The 24,658-nt window shown below is 69.1% G+C and carries 16 protein-coding genes and 1 tRNA gene; 4 read left to right on the forward strand and 13 right to left on the reverse strand.

Going from position 1 to position 24,658, the window contains the following annotated elements:
- Positions 1–15: 15 nt before the first annotated feature.
- Together Q0Z83_RS35300 and polA are read right to left on the reverse strand one after the other, a co-directional pair.
- Complete coding sequence (locus tag Q0Z83_RS35300) at positions 16–327, reverse strand: ArsR/SmtB family transcription factor (protein ID WP_317797200.1); 312 nt, start codon at positions 325–327, stop codon at positions 16–18.
- A gap of 650 nt (positions 328–977) precedes the next feature.
- Complete coding sequence (polA, locus tag Q0Z83_RS35305; RefSeq protein ID WP_317787573.1) at positions 978–3,680, reverse strand: DNA polymerase I; 2,703 nt, start codon at positions 3,678–3,680, stop codon at positions 978–980.
- Between the two features lie 231 nt (positions 3,681–3,911).
- On the opposite strand from polA, the gene Q0Z83_RS35310 reads away from it, so the two are divergent.
- Positions 3,912–5,174, forward strand: a complete 1,263-nt coding sequence (locus tag Q0Z83_RS35310; protein ID WP_317787574.1) for an ABC transporter substrate-binding protein — start codon at positions 3,912–3,914, stop codon at positions 5,172–5,174.
- Between the two features lie 127 nt (positions 5,175–5,301).
- Here the strand turns inward: Q0Z83_RS35310 and Q0Z83_RS35315 are convergent, their stop codons facing one another.
- From Q0Z83_RS35315 to Q0Z83_RS35335, 5 genes are all read right to left on the reverse strand, one after another.
- Positions 5,302–6,081 carry an ABC transporter ATP-binding protein gene (locus tag Q0Z83_RS35315; protein ID WP_317787575.1) on the reverse strand — a complete coding sequence of 260 codons (780 nt, stop codon included), beginning with the start codon at positions 6,079–6,081 and terminating at the stop codon, positions 5,302–5,304.
- Positions 6,074–6,997 (reverse strand): ABC transporter ATP-binding protein, encoded by a 924-nt coding sequence (locus Q0Z83_RS35320; protein ID WP_317787576.1) that lies wholly within the window; start codon positions 6,995–6,997, stop codon positions 6,074–6,076. The genes Q0Z83_RS35315 and Q0Z83_RS35320 overlap by 8 nt, the downstream gene beginning before the upstream one ends.
- Positions 6,987–7,979, reverse strand: coding sequence for a branched-chain amino acid ABC transporter permease (locus Q0Z83_RS35325; RefSeq protein WP_317787577.1), 993 nt, complete (start codon positions 7,977–7,979; stop codon positions 6,987–6,989). The genes Q0Z83_RS35320 and Q0Z83_RS35325 overlap by 11 nt, the downstream gene beginning before the upstream one ends.
- Before the next feature lie 10 nt (positions 7,980–7,989).
- Entirely contained in the window at positions 7,990–9,282 is a 1,293-nt protein-coding gene (locus tag Q0Z83_RS35330) for a branched-chain amino acid ABC transporter permease (RefSeq protein WP_317787578.1), read from the reverse strand.
- 196 nt (positions 9,283–9,478) lie between these two features.
- Positions 9,479–10,090, reverse strand: coding sequence for an ANTAR domain-containing response regulator (locus Q0Z83_RS35335; RefSeq protein WP_317787579.1), 612 nt, complete (start codon positions 10,088–10,090; stop codon positions 9,479–9,481).
- 146 nt (positions 10,091–10,236) lie between these two features.
- Here Q0Z83_RS35335 and Q0Z83_RS35340 point away from each other — a divergent pair.
- Positions 10,237–10,310 (forward strand) — tRNA-Leu (locus Q0Z83_RS35340).
- A gap of 271 nt (positions 10,311–10,581) precedes the next feature.
- Entirely contained in the window at positions 10,582–11,466 is an 885-nt protein-coding gene (locus Q0Z83_RS35345; protein ID WP_317787580.1) for a hypothetical protein, read from the forward strand.
- Between the two features lie 465 nt (positions 11,467–11,931).
- On the opposite strand, the gene Q0Z83_RS35350 is transcribed toward Q0Z83_RS35345, so the two are convergent.
- The 4 genes from Q0Z83_RS35350 to gltB all read right to left on the reverse strand — a co-directional run bounded on the left by Q0Z83_RS35350 (position 11,932) and on the right by gltB (position 20,787).
- Positions 11,932–12,801, reverse strand: coding sequence for an acyl-CoA thioesterase (locus Q0Z83_RS35350; protein ID WP_317797201.1), 870 nt, complete (start codon positions 12,799–12,801; stop codon positions 11,932–11,934).
- Between the two features lie 58 nt (positions 12,802–12,859).
- Positions 12,860–14,296 (reverse strand): pyruvate kinase, encoded by a 1,437-nt coding sequence (gene pyk, locus Q0Z83_RS35355; protein ID WP_317787581.1) that lies wholly within the window; start codon positions 14,294–14,296, stop codon positions 12,860–12,862.
- Positions 14,297–14,753: 457 nt separating this feature from the next.
- Positions 14,754–16,223 carry a glutamate synthase subunit beta gene (locus tag Q0Z83_RS35360; protein WP_317787582.1) on the reverse strand — a complete coding sequence of 490 codons (1,470 nt, stop codon included), beginning with the start codon at positions 16,221–16,223 and terminating at the stop codon, positions 14,754–14,756.
- The gene (gltB, locus tag Q0Z83_RS35365; RefSeq protein WP_317787583.1) at positions 16,216–20,787 is read right to left on the reverse strand and encodes a glutamate synthase large subunit; all 4,572 of its coding nucleotides are present in this window, start codon (positions 20,785–20,787) and stop codon (positions 16,216–16,218) included. Before gltB ends, Q0Z83_RS35360 begins: the two co-directional genes overlap by 8 nt.
- 172 nt (positions 20,788–20,959) lie before the next feature.
- Here gltB and Q0Z83_RS35370 point away from each other — a divergent pair, with 172 nt between their 5' ends.
- On the forward strand, positions 20,960–21,832 hold the full coding sequence (locus Q0Z83_RS35370) for a GNAT family N-acetyltransferase (protein ID WP_317787584.1): 873 nt from the start codon (positions 20,960–20,962) through the stop codon (positions 21,830–21,832).
- Between the two features lie 473 nt (positions 21,833–22,305).
- Here Q0Z83_RS35370 and Q0Z83_RS35375 read toward each other — a convergent pair whose 3' ends face one another.
- Positions 22,306–23,493, reverse strand: a complete 1,188-nt coding sequence (locus Q0Z83_RS35375; protein WP_317787585.1) for an FAD-dependent oxidoreductase — start codon at positions 23,491–23,493, stop codon at positions 22,306–22,308.
- A 5-nt stretch (positions 23,494–23,498) separates the two neighbouring features.
- The gene (gene lgt, locus Q0Z83_RS35380; RefSeq protein ID WP_317787586.1) at positions 23,499–24,587 is read right to left on the reverse strand and encodes a prolipoprotein diacylglyceryl transferase; all 1,089 of its coding nucleotides are present in this window, start codon (positions 24,585–24,587) and stop codon (positions 23,499–23,501) included.
- Positions 24,588–24,658 lie beyond the last annotated feature (71 nt).

Raw genomic sequence — 24,658 nt, forward strand, 5'->3', positions numbered from 1 at the left:
CTTGTGTGAAGACGCCTACGGGCGTCCGGCGTCGAGGACTCCGGCCAGGCGGGTGAGCTCGCCGGGGACGGCCCGGTAGTAGACCCAGGTGCCGCGGCGGGCGCTGTGCACCAGGCCGGCCTCGCGGAGGATACGCAGGTGGTGCGAGATGGTCGGGCCGGTGAGCGGGAACGCCTCGCTGAGGTCGCAGACGCAGATCTCGCCGTCGTTCGCGGAGGCGATCATCGACAGGAGGCGCAGGCGGACCGGATCGCCCAGCGCCTTGAAGGTTCCGGCGAGGTCGCCCGCCTGGTCGGAGTCGAGCGGCCCGTGCCCGATGGCGACCAGGTCGTGCCCGGACACCACCGCGGTGTGCGGCCCATGGACGTGCGGGCCGGAGCGGAGCCCCGGCGCGAGGGCCACGGCGGAGTGCCCGGTCAGGGCCCCGGATGGCGCGTCGGGCGCGGCACCGGGGCGAACCTCAATCGACGTCGATCGGCTCGGCATCGGCCCAGGGTTGCAGAAGAGCGCAACCAGCGGCGCGAATGCCACCCGTCCGGGTACGCCGACGCGCCCGCCGTCACCCGACCGGGCGCCGCCACCACCCCTTCGGAAATCACCGCCCGGCACACCTCGACCCACTGGAAGCAACGCGAGAACCGGACCGAAAGACGCCCACCCGCGACACGCCTCAACCCGCTGGAAGCACCGCGAGAACCGGACCGAAGCACGCCCACCCGGCACACTTCGACCCGCTGGAAGCAACGCGAAAACCGGACCGGATCAGGCCCGGCCGCCCACGGCATAGCCGGAACCGATGGCGCGGAGACAGAGGCTTTGGTCCCTACCGGAGGCGGCAGGGACCAAGACAGCGAGACAGCAGGGACCAAGACAGCGCGGCGGGCAAGGGACCGAACAACGCGGCGGTAGGACCCGATCAGCTCGGCGGCAGGGACCGAGGCAGCGCGGCGGTAAGGACCGAACCAGCGCCGCGGCGGCTAGTGGTCGGCTCCGTTCCAGTCGCGGCCGGCGCCGATCGAGACCTCCAGCGGGACCGACAGCGGGTAGGCGCCGCCCATCTCCCGGCGGACCAGTTCCTCCAAGGGCTCCTGCTCGTCGGGGGCGACCTCGAAGACGAGTTCGTCGTGCACCTGGAGAAGCATGCGGGAGGACAGGCCGGAGTCCTTGAGGGCCTCGTCGACGTGCAGCATCGCGATCTTGATGATGTCGGCGGCGGAACCCTGGATCGGCGCGTTCAGGGCCATCCGCTCGGCCATCTCACGGCGCTGACGGTTGTCGCTGCTCAGGTCGGGCAGGTAGCGACGACGGCCGAGGATGGTGGCGGTGTAGCCGTCCTTGCCGGCCCGCTGCACCACCGCCTGCAGGTAGTCGCGGACTCCGCCGAAGCGCTCGAAATACTCCGTCATCAGCGTGCGCGCCTCCTCGGTGGAGATGCTCAGCTGGTTGGACAGGCCGAAGGCGCTCAACCCGTACGCCAAGCCGTAGTTCATGGCTTTGATCTTGCGGCGCTGGTCGGCGGTGACCTCCTCCAGGCCGACGTGGAAGACCGACGACGCGGTGGCCGCGTGGAAGTCGGCGCCCGAGTTGAACGCGGCGATCAGCGCGTCGTCACCGGACAGGTGCGCCATGATCCGCATCTCGATCTGGCTGTAGTCGGCCGTCATCAGCGTGCCGAAGCCGGAACCGACCACGAAGGCACGGCGGATGCGGCGGCCCTCCTCGGTGCGGATCGGGATGTTCTGCAGGTTGGGGTCGGTCGACGAGAGCCGGCCGGTGGCGGCGACCGTCTGGTTGAAGGTGGTGTGGATCCGCCCGTCGTCGGAGACCGACTTGAGCAGGCCGTCGACTGTCGATTTGAGCTTGGCGACGTCACGGTGGCGCAGCAGGTGGGCCAGCAGCGGGTCGGCGGTCTGCTCGAACAGGTTGGTCAGGGCGTCGGCGTCGGTGGTGTAGCCGGACTTGATCTTCTTCGTCTTCGGCAGGTTGCGCTCGACGAAGAGGATCTCCTGGAGCTGCTTGGGCGAGCCGAGGTTGAACTCCCGGCCGACCACCTCGTGCGCGGCCTGCTGGGCGGATTTCACCTCGGCGGCGAAGTGCGACTCCAACTCGGAGAGGTAGTCGGTGTCGGCGGCGATGCCGCGCTGCTCCATCTCGGCGAGGACCACCGACAGCGGCTGCTCCACGTCGGCGAGCAGGCGCACCGACTCGCCGCCGTCCCGGGACAGCTCGGCGGTGAGCACCTCGGCCAGGTCGAGGGTGGCCCGGGCCCGGAGCATCACGCCCTGCTCGGCCGCGTCGTCCGGCCCGCTGTCGTCGCCGTCGAAGGTGAAGGCGAGCTGGGCCTCCTGCGGCTCCTCGACCTTCAGCTCGCGCTTGAGGTAGCGCAGCGCCAGATCGTTGAGGTCGTAGGCCCGCTGGTCGGGCTTGGCCAGGTAGGCGGCCAGGGCGGTGTCGGTGAGGACACCGGCGAGCTGCCAGCCGTGCGCGTGGAAGGCGAGCAGGGCCGGTTTCGCGTCGTGGACCACCTTGGGCCGGGACGGCTCGGCCAGCCAGGCCGCCACCGCCCGCTCGTCGTCCTCGTCGAGGCCGGTCGGGTCGAACCAGGCGGCCGGGCCACCCGCGGTGGCCACGCCGACGCCGGTCAGGCGGCCGGTGCCGCGCCCGAACGTGCCGGTGACGGCGACACCGACCGGGTCGGTGCCGGCGTGCTCCCGCAGCCAGGCGGCGACCCCGCCGGAACGCAGGACCTGCCCGGCCAGGTCGAACCCGGCCTCGGCCTCCGGCTCGACGGCGTCGAGGTACGAATACAGCCGCTCCCGCAGGATGCGGAACTCCAGGGCGTCGAAGACCTGGTGCACAGCCTCTCGATCCCAGCCCTGCCAGCGCACGTCGGCCGGGCCGAGCGGCAGCTCCAGGTCACGGATCAGCGCGTTGAGGTCGAAGTTGCGGATCACGTCGGCCAGGTGGGCGCGCAGGCTGTCGCCGACCTTGCCCTTGATCTTGTCGACGTTGGCGATGATCCCGTCGAGGTCGCCATACTCCTTGATCCACTTGGCGGCGGTCTTGTCACCCACCCCCGGCACGCCGGTGAGGTTGTCACTGGCCTCGCCGACCAGCGCCGCCTTCGCACGGTAGAGCTCAGGCCGTACGAAATATTTGGTCTCGATCGCCTCCGGGGTCATCCGCCAGACCTCGGAGACGCCGCGCACCGGATAGATGATCGTGGTGTGCTCGCCGGCCAGCTGGAACGCGTCCCGGTCGCCGGTGGAGATCAGCACCTCCATGTCGGCGGCGCGGGCCTGTGTCGCCAGGGTGGCGATGATGTCGTCGGCCTCGTAGCCGGGTTTCTCCAGCACCGGGATGCGCAGCGCCTCCAGCACCTCCTTGATCAGGCTGACCTGACCCTGGAAGGGCTGCGGAGTCTCCGACCGGCCGGCCTTGTACTCCGCATACTTCTCAGTACGGAAGGAGTGGCGGGAGACGTCGAACGCGACCGCGATGTGGGTCGGCTTCTCGTCGCGCAGCATGTTGATGAGCATCGACGTGAAACCGAAGACGGCGTTGGTCGGCTGCCCGGTGGCGGTGCTGAAGTTTTCCACCGGCAGCGCGAAATAGGCCCGATAGGCCAGCGAATGGCCGTCGAGCAGCAGCAGGCGGGGGGTCTCGGCTTCGTCGCTCACATCCCGGCACTCTAGTCGCCGGGTCTGACAATCCCCGGTACGCCGTCCGGGCCGCCGGTTCACCCGCTCAAACGTCAGACCGCTAGCGGAAAGTTACGGATAGGCAACTGTCCTGTTGCAACCGGAGCTTTGAGCTAGCCCCGAGGTCCACAGCTCATTAGGTTGCCACCATCAGCGTCATGGCAGTGGGGGCCACCCATGCACCCACCGCGCTGGGACAAAGGAGATTTGATGATCCGCCGCAACTTCGCATGGCGCGGTGTCGCCGTGCTGGGTGCCGCTTGCCTTGCTCTGGGCGCGTGCTCGAACGACGGTGAAACGCCGGAGACCGGTTCCTCCTCGGCACCCGCGGCCGCGGGTGGCGACGGCGTGTTCAAGGTCGGCACCCTGCTGCCGCAGACCGGTTCGCTCGCGTTCCTCGGCCCGCCGGAGTTCGCCGGTGTCGACCTCGCGGTCAAGGAGATCAACGCCGCCGGTGGCGTCCTGGGCAAGGACGCCGTGGTCAGCGACACCGACTCCGGTGACACCTCCACCGACATCGCCAGCCAGTCCGTGAACAAGCTGCTCGCCGAGAAGGTCGACGTCATCATCGGCGCGGCGTCCTCGTCGGTGTCCCTCTCCGTGATCGACAAGATCACCGGCGCGGGCGTGGTGCAGATCTCGCCGGCGAACACGTCCGACAAGTTCACCACGTACAACGACAAGGGCCTCTACTTCCGGACCGCGCCGCCGGACACCCTGCAGGGCCGCGTGCTCGGTGACCTGGTGGTCGCCGACGGCAACGCGACCGTGGGTCTCCTGGTCCTCCAGGACGCGTACGGCACCGGCCTCGCCAAGAGCGTCCGCGCCGCGGTCGAGAGCGGTGGCGGCCAGGTCGTCGCCGAAGAGGTCTACGACCCGAAGGCGGCCGACTTCTCGGCTGAAATCGGCAAGATCAAGGAGGCCAACCCGGCCGCCATCGTGCTGATCGGCTTCGACGAGACCAAGAAGATCGTCCCCAAGCTGGTCGAGGTCGGCCTGACCGCGAAGGCCAAGAAGTGGTACTTCGTCGACGGCAACCTGTCGAACTACGGCAAGGAGTTCCCGAACGGGACGTTCGAGGGCGCCAAGGGCACCCTGCCGGGCGCGAAGACCTCTGAGGACTTCCAGAAGAAGCTGCTCGAGGTCGACCCGGCCCTGAAGGACTTCTCGTACTCGGCCGAGTCCTACGACGCGACCATCCTCGCCGCGCTGGCCGCCGAGGCCGCCAAGAGCGACGCTCCCGGCGACTACAGCAAGCAGCTCGCCGCGGTCAGCAAGGGTGGCGAGAAGTGCACCAGCTACCAGGCCTGCAAGGACCTGGTGACGGCCGGCAAGGACATCGACTACGACGGTGTCAGCGGCCCGGTCGAGTTCAACGACGCCGGTGACCCCTCCGAGGCCACCATCGGCATCTACCAGTACGGCAACGACAACACCTACAAGAACATCTCCTACCAGCCCGGCAAGATCTGATCTGAGCCACTGGTAAGCAGCGAGGGCCCGGCCGTTTCGGCCGGGCCCTCGCCCGTTGTGCCCGGCCCGGACACCGCGCACGGAAAGGCCCCCGGCAGTCGCTGCCGGGGGCCTTTCGCGAAACCGATCAGGCCTTGCCCAGGGTCCCGAGGTAGAGCTCGATCACCTTGGGGTCGTGCATCAGGTCACGGCCGGACGCGGTGTACGCGTTGCGGCCCTGGTCCAGCACGTAGCCCCGGTCGCAGATCTGGAGGCACCGCCGCGCGTTCTGCTCCACCATGATCACGGTGACGCCGGTGTCGTTGATCTGCTTGGTCCGGAAGAACACCTCGTCCTGCATGGCCGGCGACAGACCCGCCGACGGCTCGTCGAGGAGGAGGACGCTCGGTTCCATCATCAGGGCCCGGCCCATCGCGACCATCTGCCGCTCACCACCGGAGAGCGCACCGGCCCGCTGCTTGCGCCGGGTGCCGAGGGTGGGGAACAGGCCGACCACGAAGTCGAAGCGCTCCTTGAAGCGCTTCGGCCGCAGAAACGTACCCATCTCGAGGTTTTCCTCGATGGTGAGGGTGCCGAACACGTTGTTGGTCTGCGGGACGAACCCGATCCCCTTGGCCACGAGCTTGTTGGCCTTGAGGTTGGTGATGTCCTCGCCTCGGAGCGTGACCGCGCCGGACCGGATCGTCACCAGACCGAAGAGGGACTTGAGCAGCGTCGACTTACCGGCACCGTTGGGGCCGATGATGCCGACCAGTTCGCCCTCTTTGGCGTACAGATCGCAGTTGTTGAGGATGTTGACGCCCGGGAGGTAACCGGCGATCAGGTCGTCGGCACGGACCAGCGCACCCTCGGCCGCGGCCACGTGGGCGGAGCGGTCCTGGATCTCGTTGTCGGAGCGGCTACTCATCTGACTTACCTCCCTCGGCCTCGGCGGCCACCTCAGCGGCCACCTCGGCGGAGTCGTGCGCGGTGCCGTCGTGGTGCGCGCCCAGGTAGGCGTCGATGACCCGCGGGTCGGCCATCACCGTGTCGGGCGTGCCCTCGGCGATCACCTGGCCCTGACCCATCACGATCACCCAGTCGCTGATGTCACGGACCATGTCCATGTCGTGCTCGACGAAGAGAACGGTCATGCCGTCCTCACGCAGGCTCTTCACATGGCCGAGCAGCGACTGCGTCAGGGCCGGGTTCACACCGGCCATCGGCTCGTCGAGCATCACCATGTCGGGCTGGACCATCAGGGCCCGGGCCATCTCGAGGAGCTTGCGCTGACCGCCGGAGAGGCTGCCGGCGAAGTCCTCGCGCTTGGCGTCGAGCTTGAACCGTACGAGCAGCTCGTCGGCCCGTTCGGTGATCTCCTTCTCCTGGCCCTGCCAGAGGGCCGGGATGAGCCCCTGCCAGAAGGATTCGCCCTTCTGACCGGTGGCGCCGAGCCGCATGTTGTCGATGACCGACAGGCGGGACAGCGCCTTGGTGAGCTGGAAGGTCCGGACCATGCCCTTGCGGGCCACCTTGTGCGGCGGCACCCCGGCGAGCGGGCTGCCGTTGAAGTTCCAGTTCCCCTCGTTCGGCTTGTCGAAGCCGGTGAGCAGGTTGAAGAACGTCGTCTTGCCGGCGCCGTTGGGTCCGATCAGCGCGGTGATCGCGCCACGCTGGATCTCGATGTGGTCGACCTGGACCGCGGTGAGACCGCCGAAGCGCCGCACCACCTTGTCGGCGACCAGGATCGGGTCCTTCTTCTTGGCGCCCGGCTCGTGCGGGACGTCCTTGAGGGCCTCCCGCGCCTTGACCACGCCGGGCGGGACATTGGTGTCAGCGGCCATCGAGCATGACCTCCTTCTTGTCACCGAAGATGCCCTGCGGACGGAAGATCAGCAAGAGCATGAGGCCCAGGCCCACCAGGATGTACTGGACCGCGCCCGCCTGCGTCTTGGTCATCAGCCAGTCCGGGATGTACCCGGCGTCGATGGCCGACGGCAGCAGGGCGTTGATGAAGGCCAGCAGGAACCAGAAGATCATCGACCCGACGACCGGTCCGAAGACCCGGGCCGCGCCACCGAGGATGACGATCGCGTACGCGTAGAAGGTGAACTCGGTGCCGAAGGTGTCCGGCTGCACGGCGGCGTTGCCCAGCGCGATGACGTAGCCACCGAGCGAGCCCAGGATGCCACCGAGGACGAGAGCCTGCATCTTGTACGACACGACGTTCTTACCGAGGCTGCGGACGGCGTCCTCGTCCTCGCGGATCGCCTTGATGACCCGGCCCCAGGGGCTGCGCATCGCCAGGAACACGATGAGCACCGAGATCGCGATCAGCACCCAGCCGACCGTCATGATCCACAGCTCACGTGCGCTGAAACTGATCAGGTTCCCGATCTCCAGCGGCGAGCTGTACGGGTTCATCGCGTAGAAGTCGTCGGAGAACGCCTGCAGGCCGTCGGAGCCACCGGTCCACTTGTTGAGCGACACCGAGCGGAACAGCAGCCGGACGATCTCCGCCGCCGCGATCGTCACGATCGCCAGATAGTCGGCCCGCAGCCGCAGCGTCGGGATGCCGAGCAGCAGCGCCAGCACGACCGCGCCGAGCAGACCGACGCCGAGGCCGATCCAGAACGGCAGGCCGAACGTGGCGACGCTCATGGCCAGGCCGTAGGCGGCGACACCGAGGAACGCCGACTGGCCGAAGTTCAGCAGGCCGGTGTACCCGAAGTGCACGTTCAGGCCGATCGCGGCCAGCGCGTACGCGATCATCTGAGCGTTGATCAGCGACTCGAGAGAGACGCCGGCAATGATTTCGAAGTTCATCGGACCTCCCTCAGCCGATCCGCTCGCGGCGGCCCAGGATGCCCTGCGGCCGGACGAGGATGATCACGATCAGCACCGCGAGGGCGCCGACATTCTTCAGCTCGGTCGGGATCCACAGGGTCGACAGCTGGGTGGCGAGACCGACGACGAGGCTGCCCAGCAGCGCGCCGAAGGCCGTGCCGAGACCACCGAGGGTGACCGCGGCGAAGACCAGCAGCAGGATCTGGAAGCCCATCTGGTAGCCGACACCCTGGAAGACACCGAGCATCACACCGCTGAGCGCGGCGAGGGCGCCACCGATGGTCCACACCAGGCGGATGATCGAGTCGACGCTGATGCCGGACGCCGCGGCGAGAGCCGGGTTCGTCGACACCGCCCGGGTCGCCTTGCCGAGCCGGGTCATGACCAGCGCGAGCGACACGGCGATCAGGACCACTATCGCGATGCCGTCCATGATCAGGTTCTTCGGCGCGATCGAGATCGGGCCGACGCTGATGCCGGGCTGGGCCACGTACTGCGCGTACTGCTGGGTGGAACCGCCGAAGAAGTAGAGGTAGAAGTAGCGGAGCACCAGCGCGAGGCCGATCGAGATGATCATCATGCCGATCAGGCCGGTACGGCGGTTGCGCAGCCAGCCCCAGAACAGGCGGTCCTGGAAGTAACCGAAGGCACCGCCGAGCACCACGGCGGCGACCGCCGCGAGCTCCAGCGGAAGGCCGGCGGTGACGTTGAGGAAGAAACAGATCACGGCGCCGAAGGTGATCAGCTCACCATGGGCGAAGTTCGTGAGGCCCATGGTCCCGAAGATCAGCGACAGGCCGAGCGCGGCCAGGGCGATGATCAGACCGAAATGGATACCCGTATAGATGAGATCGAGGACCCGGGCGAGCGACGTGTTGCTCGACTCCTCGGGTTCCGCGCCTCCGGTGCCGGTGCCGGCCGCCGCGCCGAGCGGGAACAGCACGTTCCGCGCCGCGCCCTCGAACACCGTCAACGTCAGACTCGATCGGCCCGTGGTGACGACCACGCCCTGCGGCAGCGTCGCGGTGTCCAGATCGACCTTGTAGGTGCCGGCCGCCTTCAGCGCGACCACCCACTTGCCGTCCGCACCCGACTTCGCCTCACCGGCCGATGTGCCGCCCTGGTCCGACACCTTGATCACCACGTTCGCCACTGGCTGGCCCGCGTTGATCAAAGTGCCCTGCAACGCCTCACCCTCGGCTAAAGCGCTCGTGGCGCCGAAACCCAGGGAAGTGAACAGGAAACCGAGAACGGCCGTGAAGATGATCACGGCTCTACGCAACGATGCTCCTTGTGTTTAGCAGCAGAAATCCCCGCCAGATGTATCGCGGAAGGACTGGCGGATCATAGCCTGCCAAGCAGCTGAGCAGCCGGTCGTAACAAAGCCGTTACGGAGGCTCAACCTTTCGTCAAGAGCCAATACGAAACCGGTGGCACGTGACGTGTACCACCGGCTCGTTACAGCGGGACCAACCGGACTAACCGGCAGGAGTACCCCCGGTCGACTCCTGCAGGATGCGATCCGCAACCTCACGCATGGTCATCCGGTTGTCCATGGCGGCACGCTGGATCCACTTGAAGGCCTGCGGCTCGGTCATCGAATACTTCGTCATCAGCTCGCCCTTGGCGCGCTCCACCGACTTGCGCGTCTCCAGACGCTCGGTCAGGCCCGCGACCTCGGACTCCAGCACGGAGATCTCCGAATACCGGGAGAGGGCGATCTCGATCGCCGGCACCAGGTCGGATTTCTGGAAGGGCTTCACCAGGTACGCCATGGCGCCCGCCGCCCGAGCGCGCTCGACCAGATCACGCTGGCTGAACGCGGTGAGGATGACGACCGGCGCGATCCGGCCGCCGGCGATCCGCTCGGCCGCCGCCAGACCATCCATGATCGGCATCTTGATGTCCAGGATCACCAGGTCGGGCTTGAGGTCCTCGGCCAGCCGCACGGCGGTCTCGCCGTCACCGGCCTCACCGACGACGTCGTAGCCCTCCTCCACGAGCATCTCGGCCAGGTCCAGCCGGATCAGGGCCTCGTCCTCGGCGATGAGCACCCGCTTGCGCTCCGCACCACCCTGCGTGTCGGCCACGGAAACCCCTACCCCCAGAACGTCGATGTCGCGACACCCCGGTATGTGGGTGTCGCCGCCCTAAGCCTAGTAGGTAGGCTGTCGGAGTCTCATCCTGGCGTGACCAACTCACGCCTTGCTGAGGCATGCTGCTTTGGTGCAGCGCCGCCCCTGTATTCCAACCGGCAGAGAAGATGGTCTCAAACACCATACAGTGTGGGTTCGAATCCCACCGGGGGCACAAATACCGTCATGCGGCTGAGGACCACACTCACCCCCTCTGACGTCGTCCGATGTAACACGGTGACGCCCCGGGCGCCATTGATCCTCCGGTCTGGAAAATCATTTCCCCGGGTGTCCGGCATGACAATTACCGGACAATCAATCACACACCGATGACCGTTGCGTTACGGGCCGAAAAGGCGACGGTAAAGCGAGCAATCTGCGCGAACCCCGGGCCCCGGGCCGCCCCGGATGCTGTCATGGCAGGGACAGCATCATCAGGAGGCCTCATGTTGTGGTCCGGATCTTCGCCCTCGACCGTCAAACACGGGAGCATGTGGGGCTTCCTGATGTTCACCGGGGCGGCGTGGCTGGTGATCTCCTGGTCGGTGCTGCGCCTGGAACCCATGGACATCGCCATGGTGGCCGGGCCGATCGTGCTGTTCGGTGCGGCCGGTGAGATGCTGCGCGCCTTCGCCGGGACCCGGACGTGGTGGCTGAACGCGTGTCTCCTCGTGCTCTTCGGCGCCACCGGTGGCCTGCTGATGTGGGACGGCCAGGATTCGACGTACACCACTCCGGCCGCGCTGATCGGGTGGTACCTGATGGTCCGTGGGGCCGTCGACGTGGCGGTCGGGATCCTCACCCGCGGGGCCGACCGCACCTGGAGCCTGCTCGTCACGATCGGAGTCATCGAGACCGGGCTGGGTTTCTTCTCGTCGAGCCCGTTCGCGCGTACCGGATCGATGGTGATCGTGATTCTCGGCGCGCTCGGAACGTTGCGCGCGGTCGCCGACCTGGTGACCGCGCTGCGCCTACGGGAGGTCGCCGGACCCCGCCGGGACGTGCTGGAGCTACCGCCGGAGCGGGCCGCCGGGGTGTCCGGCTACGCGGCCGGGCTCACCGACTACGAGGGGGCGCCGTCCCGGTCCCGGGCACGGCACCGGGCCCGTCCGACGACCGGATCGGTGCCGACCACGGCGGCGCCGGGCGCCGAGACCTTCCACGACCGGGTGGTACGGACCACCGCCGACCTAGACGCGATGCTCGCCCAGGCCGGAATCACCGGGCCACGGGCCGGCGCGGTGGTCGAGTCACCGAGGGACATCCCGGCGGTGCCGGACACCCCGGAGGGCGTGGAGGGCGAGGTCGAGCGACCCGGCCGGCCCGGTTGAGGCAGGGCGCCGCGCCACGCGGGTTAGGCAGGCGCCGCGCCAGGCGGTTGAGGCAGGCGCCGCGCCACGTGGTCAAGGCAGATCGCCGAGTGGAGCAAGGCTTGTTCCCCGGTCCCGCCGGTGGTGGATCTGATGTCGGCCGGTCGCCAGGCCGAGGTCCCCCATCGGCGGGGTCACCGCTAGACGTAAGCCGCAAAACCCGCTCCCCATGCCGCCCCGAAGGACGCAAGACGCACGCCGCCCCCGCAAGGCCGCCAGGCGCGAGGGGCGCGGACGCGGGCGCGGGGCGCGGGCGCGGGGCGCGGGCGCGGGGCGCGGACGCGGGCGCGGGGCGCGGGGCGCGGACGCGGGCGCGGGGCGCGGGCGCGGGGCGCGAGGGGGCGCAGGCGCGCGGCGCGGACGCGGGGCGAGAGGGGCGCGGTGAAAGCCGCCGACCCGAAATCGCGGCGAGCCTCAGGTAAGGGGTCAGCCGCCGATCCGGCGGAGCAGACCCTCCTGGACGGCGCTCGCGACGTGCCGGCCGTCCCTGGTGAACATCCGGCCGTTGGCCAGGCCGCGTGCCCCGCTGGCGGACGGGCTGGCGCTGTCGTAGAGGAACCACTCGTCGGCGCGGAACGGCCGGTGGAACCAGAGCGCGTGGTCGAGGCTCGCCCCGATGACGCCGCCCGGCCCCCAGACCTCGCCGTGTGTGGAGAGCACCGCGTCGAGCAGAGACATGTCGGAGGCGTAGGTGAGCGCGCAGGCGTGGATCAGCGGGTCGTCGGGCAACCGGCCGTCCAGCCGCATCCACACGCGCTGGAGCGGCTCGGCGTCACGGTCGCCGGGTGGGACCCAACCGGGCACACCCACGTAGCGGACGTCGACGGAGCGGGGTGAGGCCTTGAACATGGCCATCCGCTCCGGATATCTCTCCGCCCAGTCGAGGATCGTCGGCACGTCCTCCGGCGCGGGCACGTCGACCGGCGCGGGCGTGTGATGGTCCAGCCCCTCCTCGGGGATCTGGAACGACGCCGACATGAAGAAGATGGTCTTGCCGTGCTGCTTGGCGGTCGACCGGCGGACCGAGAACGAGCGCCCGTCGCGGATCTCCTCGACGTGGAACGTGATCGGCACGCTCGGATCGCCGGGGCGCACGAAGTAACCGTGCAGCGAGTGCACGTGCCGGGACGGATCGACCGTCCGCCCGGCGGCGACCAGCGCCTGCCCGGCGACCTGGCCGCCGAACACGCGCTGCGCGCCGGTCTGTGGGCTCTCGCCCTGGAAGGTGGCCGCGTCGACCTGCTTCAGATCGAGCAACTCGAGAAGCTGGTCGACGGCGGCCTGTCCCTGGAGCAACGTCACGCTGTCACCTTACGGCCGACGGCGTGACGCGCTGCCGATCACGTGCAGGAGGTCACACCGTCGCCGGGTCGACGAGCGAGCCCAGCTGGTGCACCCGCAGGGTGTTGGTGGAGCCGGGCGCGTTCGGCGGGGAACCGGCCACGACGACCACGTAGTCGCCGGGCTTGGCCAGGCCGAGGCCCAGCATCTTCGCGTCGACCTGCCGGAACATGTCGTCGGTGTGCTCGACGAAGTCGGTCAGGAAGGTCTCCACACCCCAGCTCAGGGCGAGGGTGTTGCGCACCTCGGCGACCGGGGTGAACGCGTAGAGCGGCAGGTCGCAGTGCAGCCGGGCGAGGCGCCGGACGGTGTCACCGGTCTGCGAGAACGCGACGAGCGCCTTGGCGCCGATGTTGCGGGCGATCTGCGAGGCCGCGACGGTCAGCGCGCCGCCGTGGGTGCGCGGGTCGTGCTGCAGGCGCGGGACGCCCATGCCGCCGGCCTCGGTCGTCGAGACGATCTTGGCCATGGTGCTGACGGTGAGCACCGGGTACTTACCGACCGAGGTCTCGCCGGACAGCATCACCGCGTCGGTGCCGTCGAGCACCGCGTTGGCGACGTCGGAGGCCTCGGCGCGGGTCGGACGCGAATTCTCGATCATCGAGTCGAGCATCTGGGTGGCGACGATGACCGGCTTCGCGTTCTCCCGGCACAGCTGCACGGCACGCTTCTGTACCAGCGGAACCTGGTCGAGCGGCAGCTCGACACCGAGGTCACCACGGGCCACCATGACGCCGTCGAAGGCCAGCACGATCGCCTCGAGGTGGTCGACCGCCTCCGGCTTCTCCACCTTGGCGATGACCGGGACCCGGCGACCCTCCTCGTCCATGATCTTGTGGACGAGGTTGATGTCCTCCGGGGCGCGGACGAACGACAGAGCGACCAGGTCGACACCGAGGTTCAGCGCGAACCGCAGGTCCTCCTCGTCCTTGTCGCTCAGCGCCGGGACGCTCACCGCGACGTTGGGCAGCGAGACGCCCTTGTTGTTGCTGACCGGGCCACCCTCGGTGACCAGGCAGTGGATGTCCTCACCCTCGACCTCGGTCACCTCGATCGCGACCTTGCCGTCGTCGATCAGGAGGCGGTCACCGACCTTGACCTCGTGCGGGAGCTTCTTGTAGGTGCAGGAGACCCGGTCCTTGGTGCCGAGGATCTCGTCGCTGGTGATGATGACGCGGTCGCCGGTCTCCCAGCGGTGCGGGCCGTCGGCGAACTTGCCGAGACGGATCTTCGGACCCTGGAGGTCGGCCAGGATGGCGACCGGGCGGTCGGCCTGCTCGGCGGCCGCGCGGACCAGCTCGTACATCTCCCGGTGGTTCTCCCGGGTGTCGTGGCTGAAGTTCATCCGGGCCACGTTCATGCCCGCCTCCACCAGTCCGAGCATGCGCTCGGGTGACTTGGTGGCGGGCCCCATCGTGCAGACGATCTTTACGCGGCGTGTCACGGCCATCAGGCTAGTCCTTCTCCTGGGGCGGCGCGGCGGCCGACCCCGGTCATCGGCATGAACTGCGGGTGTCGACGGCGAGGTCAACCCGCGAGGTGTGGCGGGTGCGCTGCGTCGTCCGCGGGCTTCAGCGACCGCCGGTTCAGACTAGCGGGCCGCTCACGGCGACCGACGGCACATGCCCCAACCCCATCTTTCGGTACGGGTCACACCTGCCACTGCCAGCGCAAAAGGCATCCACAAGATCGATGTGAAGCGATGGATGAGCCGCCCTCAGGACCCCGCTGACCGCGCCGGCCACCCCGAGGCGCCCGGCACCGCACCACCGAGCATCCACAACCGATCGACAGGCGCCATTGTCTTCGCGGCCCGCTCGCCCATTAACGCCCGTTTTGCTGACGACCATCGGAAAAGCACCGGGCCCGCCACCGAAAAGGTGACGGGCCCGGACCGTGAATGGGGTTCAGACGGACAGCGGCTGCGAGTCCGAACGGACCGGGGCGGGCAGTTCGCCGGCCGCACCCAGGTAGCTGTGGATCGCGGCCGCGGCGGCCCGCCCCTCGGCGATCGCCCAGACGATCAGGGACGCGCCCTTGTGCATGTCGCCCGCGACGAAGACACCCTCGGCATCGGTCTGCCACCCCTGGTCGGCGTCCAGCACGTTGCGCCGGTTCCGGGTCAGGCCGAACTGCTGGAGCAGGGGCTGGTCCTCCGTACCCTCGAACCCGATCGCGAGAAGGACCAGATCGGCGCGCAACTCGCGCTCGGTGCCGGGAGTGACGGCGACCGTGCGCACGCCGTCGATGCGCTGCACCGAGACCTCGGCGATGCGGATCGCGACCAGGTTGCCGTTCTCGTCGCCGACGAACTCCTGGACGGCCACGCCGAAGACCCGGTCGCCACCCTCCTCGTGCGCGGCGTAGTTACGCAGGATCAGCGGCCACGTCGGCCACGGGTCCTTGACGCCGGCGCGCAGCTCGGGCGGCAGAGGGTACTGGTCGAGCTGGGTGATCGACGCCGCGCCCTGCCGGTGGGCGACACCCAGGCAGTCGGCGCCGGTGTCGCCGCCACCGATGATGATGACGTGCTTGCCCTTGGCGTCGATCGGGGTGGTGTCCTGCAGGCCGGCGACGATCCGGTTGGCCGGGACCAGGTGGTCCATCGCCAGGTGCACGCCGTTGAGGTGGCGGCCCGGGGTCTCCGGGGTGTCCCGGCCGGCCAGCGCGCCCGCCGCGAGCAGCACCGCGTCGTACCTGTCGCGCAGGTCGTCGGCGGTGATGTCGGTGCCGACGTCGACGCCGGTCTGGAACTCCACACCCTCGGCCGACATCTGTGCGAGCCGCGCGTCGATGACGTGCTTCTCGATCTTGAAGTCGGGGATGCCGTAGCGCAGCAGGCCACCGATCCGGTCATCCCGCTCGTAGACGGTGACGGCGTGCCCGGCCCGGGCGAGCTGCTGGGCGGCGGCCAGACCGGCCGGGCCGGAGCCGACGATCGCGACCGACTTGCCGGAGGCCGACGGCGCCGGCTGCGGCTTGAGGCCGGCACCGAACGCGTAGGTGGCGATCTCCACCTCGACCTGCTTGATCGTCACCGGGTCATCGCCGATGCCGAGCACACACGCCGCCTCACACGGCGCCGGGCAGAGCCGGCCGGTGAACTCCGGGAAGTTGTTGGTGGCGTGCAGCGAGTCCGACGCGGCCGCCCAACCACCGGTCCGGACCAGGTCGTTCCAATCCGGGATGCGGTTGCCGAGCGGGCAGCCGTCGTGACAGAACGGGATGCCACAGTCCATGCAGCGGGTCGCCTGGTCACGGATCAGCGCCTCACCCGCGGGCGGGTAGACCTCTTTCCAGTCCAGGATCCGGACCGGCACCGGCCGGCGCTTCGGGAGCTGCCGCTCGTAGCGGAGGAAACCGTTAGGGTCAGGCACTGGTGACTCCCATGACCGCCTCGTCCACATTGCGACCGGCGGCTTCGGCGGTCCTGATCAGTTCCATCACGCGCTTGTAGTCGCGCGGCACCACGGCGGTGAATCGCTCCACCGCGTTCGCCCAGTCCTTGAGCAGCTTGCCGGCCACCGCCGAGTCGGTCTCCGCGTGGTGCTTCTCGACCAGCGAACGCAGCTGGTCGCGCTCGTCGTCGGTGAGCGGGCCCAGGTCGACCAGCTCCGGGTTGACCAGCGACTGGTTCAGGTCCAGCAGGAACGCCTTGCCGCCGCTCATGCCGGCCGCGAAGTTCCGGCCGGTCGGACCGAGCACCACCACGGTGCCACCGGTCATGTACTCGCAGCCGTGGTCGCCCACGCCCTCGACGACGGCGACACCGCCCGAGTTACGCACCGCGAACCGCTCGCCGACCTTGCCACGCAGGAAGATCTCGCCGCCGGTCGCGCCGTACAGGATGGTGTTGCCGGCGATGGTGTTGTCCTCGGCCGTGAACGGCACGTCCTCGGCCGGGCGCACGATCAGCCGACCACCGGACAGCCCTTTGCCGACGTAGTCGTTGCTGTCGCCGATCAGCCGCAGGGTGACCCCACGCGGCAGGAACGCGCCGAACGAGTTGCCACCGGTGCCGCGCAGCGTGAACGCGATGGTGTCGTCGGGCAGACCGTTGCCGCCGTAGCGCCGGCTCACCTCACCGCCGAGCATCGCGCCGACACTGCGCTGGTCGTTGCTGGCGCGGAGCTCGGCGCGGACCGGCAGGCCGTCGGTCAGGGCCGGCTGGGCCATCTCGATCAGCTGGTTGTCCAGCGCCTTGTCCAGACCGTGGTCCTGGGCGACGACACCCCGGCGGGCGGCGCCCTCCGGCAGCTCCGGCACGTAGAGCACCGGCGACAGGTCGAGACCCTTCGCCTTCCAGTGGTCGACGGCCTCGACCACGTTCAGGATCTCGGCGTGCCCGATCGCCTCGTCGATGCTGCGGAAACCCAGCTCGGCGAGGATCTCGCGAACCTCCTCGGCGAGGAAGAGGAAGAAGTTCTCGACGAACTCCGGCTTGCCGGTGAACCGCTCGCGCAGGACCGGGTTCTGCGTGGCGATGCCGACCGGACAGGTGTCCAGGTGACAGACCCGCATCATGATGCAGCCGGAGACGATCAGCGGAGCGGTGGCGAAACCGAACTCCTCGGCGCCCAGCAGAGCGGCGACGACCACGTCCCGGCCGGTCTTGAGCTGGCCGTCGACCTGCACGGTGACCCGGTCGCGCAGCTTGTTCAGCAGCAGCGTCTGCTGTGCCTCGGCCAGGCCCAGCTCCCACGGGGTGCCGGCGTGCTTGAGCGAGTTCAGCGGGGACGCGCCGGTGCCGCCGTCATGGCCGGAGATCAGGATGACGTCGGCCTTGAGCTTGGCGACACCCGCCGCGACCGTGCCCACGCCGATCTCACTGACCAGCTTGACGTGCACCCGCGACTGCGGGTTGACCATCTTGAGGTCGTGGACCAGCTGGGCCAGGTCCTCGATGGAGTAGATGTCGTGGTGCGGCGGCGGCGAGATCAGGCCGACACCCGGAGTGGCGTGCCGGGTCTTGGCGATCCACGGCCACACCTTGTTGCCGGGCAGCTGGCCGCCCTCGCCGGGCTTCGCGCCCTGCGCCATCTTGATCTGCAGGTCGTCCGCGTTGACCAGGTATTCGCTGGTGACACCGAACCGGCCGGAGGCGATCTGCTTGATCGCGGAACGGCGCTCCGGGTCGTACAGCCGCTCGACGTCCTCGCCGCCCTCGCCGGTGTTCGACTTGGCGCCGAGCCGGTTCATGGCGATGGCCAGGGTCTCGTGCGACTCGGCGGAGATCGAGCCGTAGCTCATCGCGCCGGTGGAGAACCGCTTGACGATCTCGCTGACCGGCTCCACCTCGTCGATCGAGATGGGCGTACGGTCCGAGTCGAACCGGAACAGCCCACGCAGATGACCGGCCTGCGCCGACAGCTCGTTGACCTTGTCGGTGTAGCGGCGGAACACGTCGTACTGCTTGCTGCGGGTGGCGTGCTGCAGCAGGAAGACCGTCTCCGGGTTGAACAGGTGCAGCTCACCCTCGCGGCGCCACTGGTACTCACCGCCGACCTCGAGACGCCGGTGCGCCCGCTCGGCCTTGTTCGCCGGGTACGCCTTCGCGTGCCGTGCCTTGATCTCGTCGTGGATCTCGGCCAGACCGACGCCGCCGATCCGGCCCGAGGTGCCCGCGAAGTAGCGCTGGAGCAGCTTGTTGTCCAGACCGACGGCCTCGAACACCTGCGCGCCGCAGTACGACGACACGGTCGAGATGCCCATCTTGGACATGATCTTCAGAACGCCCTTGCCGAGCGCCTTCACGTAGTTGCGAACCGCCTTGCGTGGCTCCACCCCGGCCAGCGCGCCCGTCGCGATCAGGTCGTCGACCGTCTCGAACGCCAGGTACGGGTTGACCGCCGCCGCGCCGTAGCCGATCAGCACCGCCGCGTGGTGCACCTCACGGCAGTCACCCGACTCGACGACCAGGGCCACCTGGGTACGGGTCTGCTCGCGCACCAGGTGCTGGTGCACGGCCGCGGTGAGCAGCAGCGACGGGATCGGCGCCAGGTCCGCGTTGGAGTCGCGGTCGGAGAGCACCAGGATGCGTACGCCGTCCTCGATCGCCTCCGACACGTGCCGGCAGATCTGGGTGAGCCGGGCCTTGATGCCGGCCGCGCCGTCCCGCAACGGGTACAGCCCGGACACCCGGACCGCCTTGAAGCCGGGCAGGTCACCGTCCTCGTCGATGGAGAGGATCTTGGCGAGCTCGTCGTTGTCGATGATCGGATACGGCAGCACGATCTGCCGGCAGCTGGCCGGACCCGGCTTGAGCAGGTTGCCCTCCGGCCCGATCGTCATCGAGAGGCTGGTCACCAGCTCCTCCCGGATGGCGTCCAGCGGCGGGTTGGTGACCTGCGCGAACAGCTGGTGGAAGTAGTCGAACATCAGCCGCGGCCGGGTGGACAGCGGCGAGATCGGGGTGTCCGTGCCCATCGAGCCGAGCGGCTCGGCGCCGGTGCGCGCCATCGGCGCCACCATGATCTTCAGCTCCTCCTCGGAGTAGCCGAACACCTGCTGGCGGCGGATCACCGAGTCATGGGTGTAGATCACGTGCTCACGGGCGGGCAGGTCGTTGAGCTCGATCAGCCCGGCGTGCAGCCAGTCCGCGTACGGCTCGGCGGCGGCCAGCTCGGCCTTGATCTCGCCGTCGTGCACGATCCGGCCGGCCGCGGTGTCGACCAGGAACATCTTGCCCGGCTGGAGACGGCCCTTGGCCACCACGTCGGCCGGGTCGACATCGATGATGCCCGCCTCGGAACCGAGCGCGACCAGGCCGTCCCTGGTGTGCCACCAGCGGCCCGGGCGCAGGCCGTTACGGTCCAGCACCGCGCCGATGACCGTGCCGTCGGTGAACGCCACGGCGGCCGGGCCGTCCCACGGCTCCATCAGGCTCGCGTGGAACCGGTAGAAGGCACGCCGCGAGGGCTCCATCTCCGGGTCGTTCTCCCACGCCTCGGGGATCATCATCAGCACCGCGTGCGGCAGGCTGCGCCCACCGAGATGCAGCAGCTCGAGGACCTCGTCGAAGCTGGCCGAGTCGGACGCCTCCGGCGAGTTGATCGGGAAGAGACGCTTGATGTTGCCCGGCAGGTTCGGCGTGGACAGCAGCGCCTCGCGGGCGGCCATCCAGTTCTTGTTACCGCGGATCGTGTTGATCTCACCGTTGTGGGCGATCAGACGGTACGGGTGGGCGAGCGGCCACGACGGGAACGTGTTCGTCGAGAACCGTGAGTGCACCAGGGCGATCGCGCTGGTCACGCGCTCGTCGGACAGCTCCGGGAAGAACGCCGGCAGCTGCTCGGGCGTCAGCATGCCCTTGTAGGTGATGGTCCGCGAGGACAGCGACGAGAAGTAGGCCGCGACACCGCGCTGCGAGGTCTCCCGCTCGGCCTGCTTGCGGATGCAGAACGCCACCCGGTCCAGCTCCAGGCCGGACAGCACCGCACCGGCCGGGCCGGCGGGCGAGTCGACGAGCCGATGCGCGGAGAGGAACACCTGGCGGATCGTGGGACGGGCGTCCTCCGCGGTCGCGCCCAGGTCGGACGGGTCGACCGGGACGTCCCGCCAGCCGAGCACCTCGCCGCCCTCGACGAGCACGTACTTCTCGAACACCTTGGTCGCCCGGGCCGCATCGTCGAGGTCCGTGGGCAGGAAGACGAGGCCGGTCGCATACGAACCGGCGGGCGGCAGCTCGAAGCCGGCCTCAGCGCGGTAGTACGCATCCGGGATCTGGATCATGATGCCGGCGCCGTCACCGGTGTTCTGCTCGGCGCCGCGCGCGCCCCGGTGATCCAGCCGGATCAGCGCGGTCAGACCCTTGGCCACCACATCATGGGAGCGACGACCGTGAATGTCGGCAATGAATGCCACACCGCAGGCGTCGCGCTCCGTCTGAGGGTCATAAAGCCCCTGGGGGTGCGGATATGCCACCGGGCCTCCTGTCGTCACTGGTGTTTCATTCTGAGGTCGGGACGACGTCGGCCCTGCAAAGTCTCTTGAGTCTACGTTAAGAGCCTCTGATCTCCGCCAGATGCGGATTGATCACACCTCGTGCGACCACGCACCGATCTGCGGACGAACTGAATAGCACAGCCGGTACGGGGACCGGTAGTCTCGCGCGATGGCGCCAGTGGATTCCGACCTCTTCGACCGGCTCGAGCGGTTCTACGACGCTTTGCCCCGACCCTGGACACGAGTCGAAGAGATCGGGTCTCTCGTTCTCTTCATCCGCGAGGGAGAGGGCTGGCCCTACTATGCCCGGCCGAGGCTGGGTTCGCACACCCCCTCCGCCGCCGACATCACCGACACCCGGGCCCGCCAGCGCGAACTCGGCCTGCCGGAGACCTTCGAATGGGTGCACGAGACCACGCCCGATCTACTCGCCGTCGCCCGATCGGCGGGCCTCGACGTACTACTCGCGCCGCTGCTCGTGCTCGATCCGGCGGCACTCGTCCCGGACCTGCCGCTGCGCGACGGGACCATCCGTTACCTGGATCCGGCGTCCCGGACGTTCGCCGACGATCTGCGCCACTCCCGGACCGTGGCGCGGCTCGGATTCGCCGCGCCGGCCCATCAGGCCCCGCTCGAAGCAGTCGAGAAAACGCTGGTCATCGATGGTGCCGGGCCTGCCGAGCGGGATGCCGGGTCGACCCTGACCGCGGATGCGGTACAGCAGGCCCGGGAGATGTTCGCAGGTGGTGACTACCTCACGGCGGTCGCCGAGTCACCTGTCGAGGGGATCCTCGCCACCGCGACCAGCCAGCGCTCCGGGGACGTCGCCGAGGTCGTCGGGGTGGCCACGCTGCCGTCGGCGCGCCGTCGCGGGTACGCCTCACAGCTCACCGCCACGATCGCCGGGCGGCTGCTCAACGAGGGCGTCGACCTGGTGTTCCTCTCGGCCGGCGACGACGACGTCGCCCGGCTCTACACCCGCGTCGGCTTCCGACGGGTGGGCACGGCCTGCATCGCCGAGCCGGCCGCGGCGCCCCTCTAGCGGCGTCCGCGATTCCTCACACTTCCCACATGATGGTACGCCGTAAGCACCTCTCGCTGTTTGACTGCTTACCGTTTCAGCCTCCGAGCAGCACTCTCCCCACGCCAGATGATCTTTTCGAACGGGTGAACAGAACTGTGAGATCTTCCATCCGCACCGATCTCGCACTCTGAACACCCACCCCCGGCCGGCTCGGGAGCTGTCAAACGACGCCGCCGGCCGTCACGGCTGTCGCGCGGGGCTCCGGACGGCTCCCAGGACCAGCCTGCTGTCACTCGGCTCGCGGTGGGGGGTGGCCATGGGCGGCGGATCAGCCCGGCGGGCGCGCTTCGGTCGGGGATTCGCGGGCGTCGCGGGAACCGGCGGAGCGGGAATGGTGCGGTTGTGTGCGGTTACGTGCGTACCAGATGAATTGCAGCGTTGCATTTTGGGTTTTGCCGGGAGTTGAACGCGGACGCCATTCCGTCGGGCGTTTATTCCGGCGGCGTCCAGTCGGCGGACGGGTCCAGGGAACGGGCCAACATCCGTGGGCGCATATGGTTCAGCGCGGCATCGCGGGCGCGCAGCGCGAGCCGGCCGCGAGCCTGGACCACCGCGGACATCCGGCGGTTCTGCCGGACCACGGTGGTGGTGCGTGGGCGGCGCAGACGGCTGTAGGTCTCGACCGCCGCAGTCAGGGCGTCGCCCGGTTCGACGTCGGCGACCAGCGAACGCAAGGTCGCCACGTCCTCGAAGGCCAGGCAGGCACCCTGCCCCAGGTGGTGCGGCATGGCGTGGGCGGCGTCGCCGACCAGGACGACACCACCCGGACCGGCCGGGAAACCGTAAGCGCGCGGCAGCGGGCGCAGCTCCCGGACACCCTGCGGCACCAGATCCTCCGGATGGGTGGCCGCCAACAGCGCACCGACCGGCTCGTGCCAGCCGGCGAACCAGCGGCGCAGCAGGGCGAGCTGGGTCGCGGGGGCCTCCGGCCGGGCCGCGCCGGCTGCCGTGGCCACCCAGTAGACACCGCCGCGCCCGGCCGCGTGATCGCCGAGCGGCATCGCCACGAACCGGTAACCGGCGCCGAGCGTCTCGCCGCCGACACAGCGGTCGCCGTCCAGCCGGGGCACCCGGAACCCGGGGATGACCGCCTGCCAGGCGGCGAAACCGGAACCGACCGCCACCGACTCGGGCGCGACCGCGGCCCGCACCCGGCTGTCGATGCCGTCCGCGCCGACCAGCAGGTCCGCCTCGATCGTGGTCCGGCCGTCGCTGACCATCGGGCGGGTGCGCAGACCGGTCCGGATCGTGGTCGCCTCGAAACCGGTCCGCAGTTCCACGTCGCCGAGACCCGCGACCAGGGCGTCGTAGACGTCCTCCAGATGGGCGACCGCCGGGGACGCGCCGGCATTGGACCGGGCGCGTGGCGAGACCAGCCACTGCCCGTCCGGTCGGCGGACCCCGCCGTCCGGCAGCGGCGACGCGATCGCCGTCCAACCGCCGTCCGGGTCGAGGGACTGCAACGCACGTAGGCCGTTGGGCCACAGCACCACCGCGGTCGGTGGTGCGGCGACCCGTTCGGCCCGTTCCAGGACGGTCACCCGCCAGCCGGAACGGGACAGCGTGCCCGCGGCGGCCAGGCCGGCCATTCCCCCGCCCACCACCACGGCCGTACGCATGGGAATCAGTTCTCGTCTGAAGGTTTGTCGGCCGGTTTGTCGGATTCGCCGACAGTGGCGGCGACCGGCTCCTCCGCGTCGTCGTCCTCGGTGGGCGCGACCCCGGTCTTCTGGTACTCCAGGAACTGCTCCTCGGAGACCACCCGATAGCCGATCGGCATCTTGCGCTCGGTGCTCTTGGCGGTGGCGGTCACGTCGACCTGCGAGACGTCGCTGTCGGCGGCGTCCCCGGCGGGCGTGCTGTCCGGGCCCTCGATCGGCACCACGTAACCGCGCGGACCCTTCATCACGACGAAGTAGATCGCCGCACCGAGGAAGACGATGGCCGAGGTGTAGACGTTGAGCCGGATCCCGAAGAAGTGGGTCGCGGTGTCCTCACGCAGGATCTCGATCCAGAAACGGCCGACCGTGTAGGCCATCACGTACAGCGCGAAGGCACGGCCCTTGCCGAACTTGAACTTCCGGTCCAGCAGCCAGACCAGCGCGGCGACACCCAGGTTCCAGACCAGCTCGTAGAGGAACGTGGGGTGGTAGAGATCGGGACGGGTCACCGGCTCACCGTCGATCATCACGGCGTGACCGGGGTTCGACGAGTCCATCTCGTGCACCTCGAGACCCCACGGCAGGGTGGTGACGCTGCCGTACAGCTCGTTGTTGAACCAGTTGCCGAGCCGGCCGATCGCCTGCGCGACAGGCAGCGCCGGGGCCAGCGAGTCGGCGATCACGCTCAGCGGGATGCCGATTTGGCGGGCCGCGATCCACGCGCCGACCGCACCACCGGCGACCGCACCCCAGATGCCGAGGCCGCCCTCCCAGATGAAGAACGCCTTGACCGGGTCACCGTCGGCACCGAAGTAGTCACCCGGCGAGGTGATGACGTGGTAGATCCGGGCGCCGATGATGCCGAACGGCACGGCCCAGACCACGATGTCCAGCGAGACCCACGGCGCCGCCCCGCGGTGACGCAACCGCTGCTCCAGCAGGAGCGTCGCGACAACCATGCCGGCGATGATGCAGAGGGCGTAGGCGCGGATCGGAAATCCGAGCACATGCCACACCGACTCGGTGGGGCTGGGGATGGCGGCGATAATCACGGGTGCACACGCTACCGTCGCGCGGTCGATCTGTGATGCCCAGGGCACCGGCAGAATTCAGCCGGCGCCCT

Source organism: Actinoplanes sichuanensis, assembly GCF_033097365.1.
Lineage (GTDB): Bacteria > Actinomycetota > Actinomycetes > Mycobacteriales > Micromonosporaceae > Actinoplanes > Actinoplanes sichuanensis.

Coding starts and splice junctions, on each gene's coding strand:
- Q0Z83_RS35370 (WP_317787584.1), top strand. CDS start 20,960: ATGGCGCCAGTGGATTCCGACCTCTTCGACCGGCTCGAGCGGTTCTAC.
- Q0Z83_RS35345 (WP_317787580.1), top strand. CDS start 10,582: ATGTTGTGGTCCGGATCTTCGCCCTCGACCGTCAAACACGGGAGCATG.
- Q0Z83_RS35325 (WP_317787577.1), bottom strand. CDS start 7,979: ATGAACTTCGAAATCATTGCCGGCGTCTCTCTCGAGTCGCTGATCAAC.
- Q0Z83_RS35375 (WP_317787585.1), bottom strand. CDS start 23,493: ATGCGTACGGCCGTGGTGGTGGGCGGGGGAATGGCCGGCCTGGCCGCC.
- Q0Z83_RS35320 (WP_317787576.1), bottom strand. CDS start 6,997: ATGGCCGCTGACACCAATGTCCCGCCCGGCGTGGTCAAGGCGCGGGAG.
- Q0Z83_RS35310 (WP_317787574.1), top strand. CDS start 3,912: ATGATCCGCCGCAACTTCGCATGGCGCGGTGTCGCCGTGCTGGGTGCC.
- Q0Z83_RS35315 (WP_317787575.1), bottom strand. CDS start 6,081: ATGAGTAGCCGCTCCGACAACGAGATCCAGGACCGCTCCGCCCACGTG.
- pyk (WP_317787581.1), bottom strand. CDS start 14,296: ATGGCCGTGACACGCCGCGTAAAGATCGTCTGCACGATGGGGCCCGCC.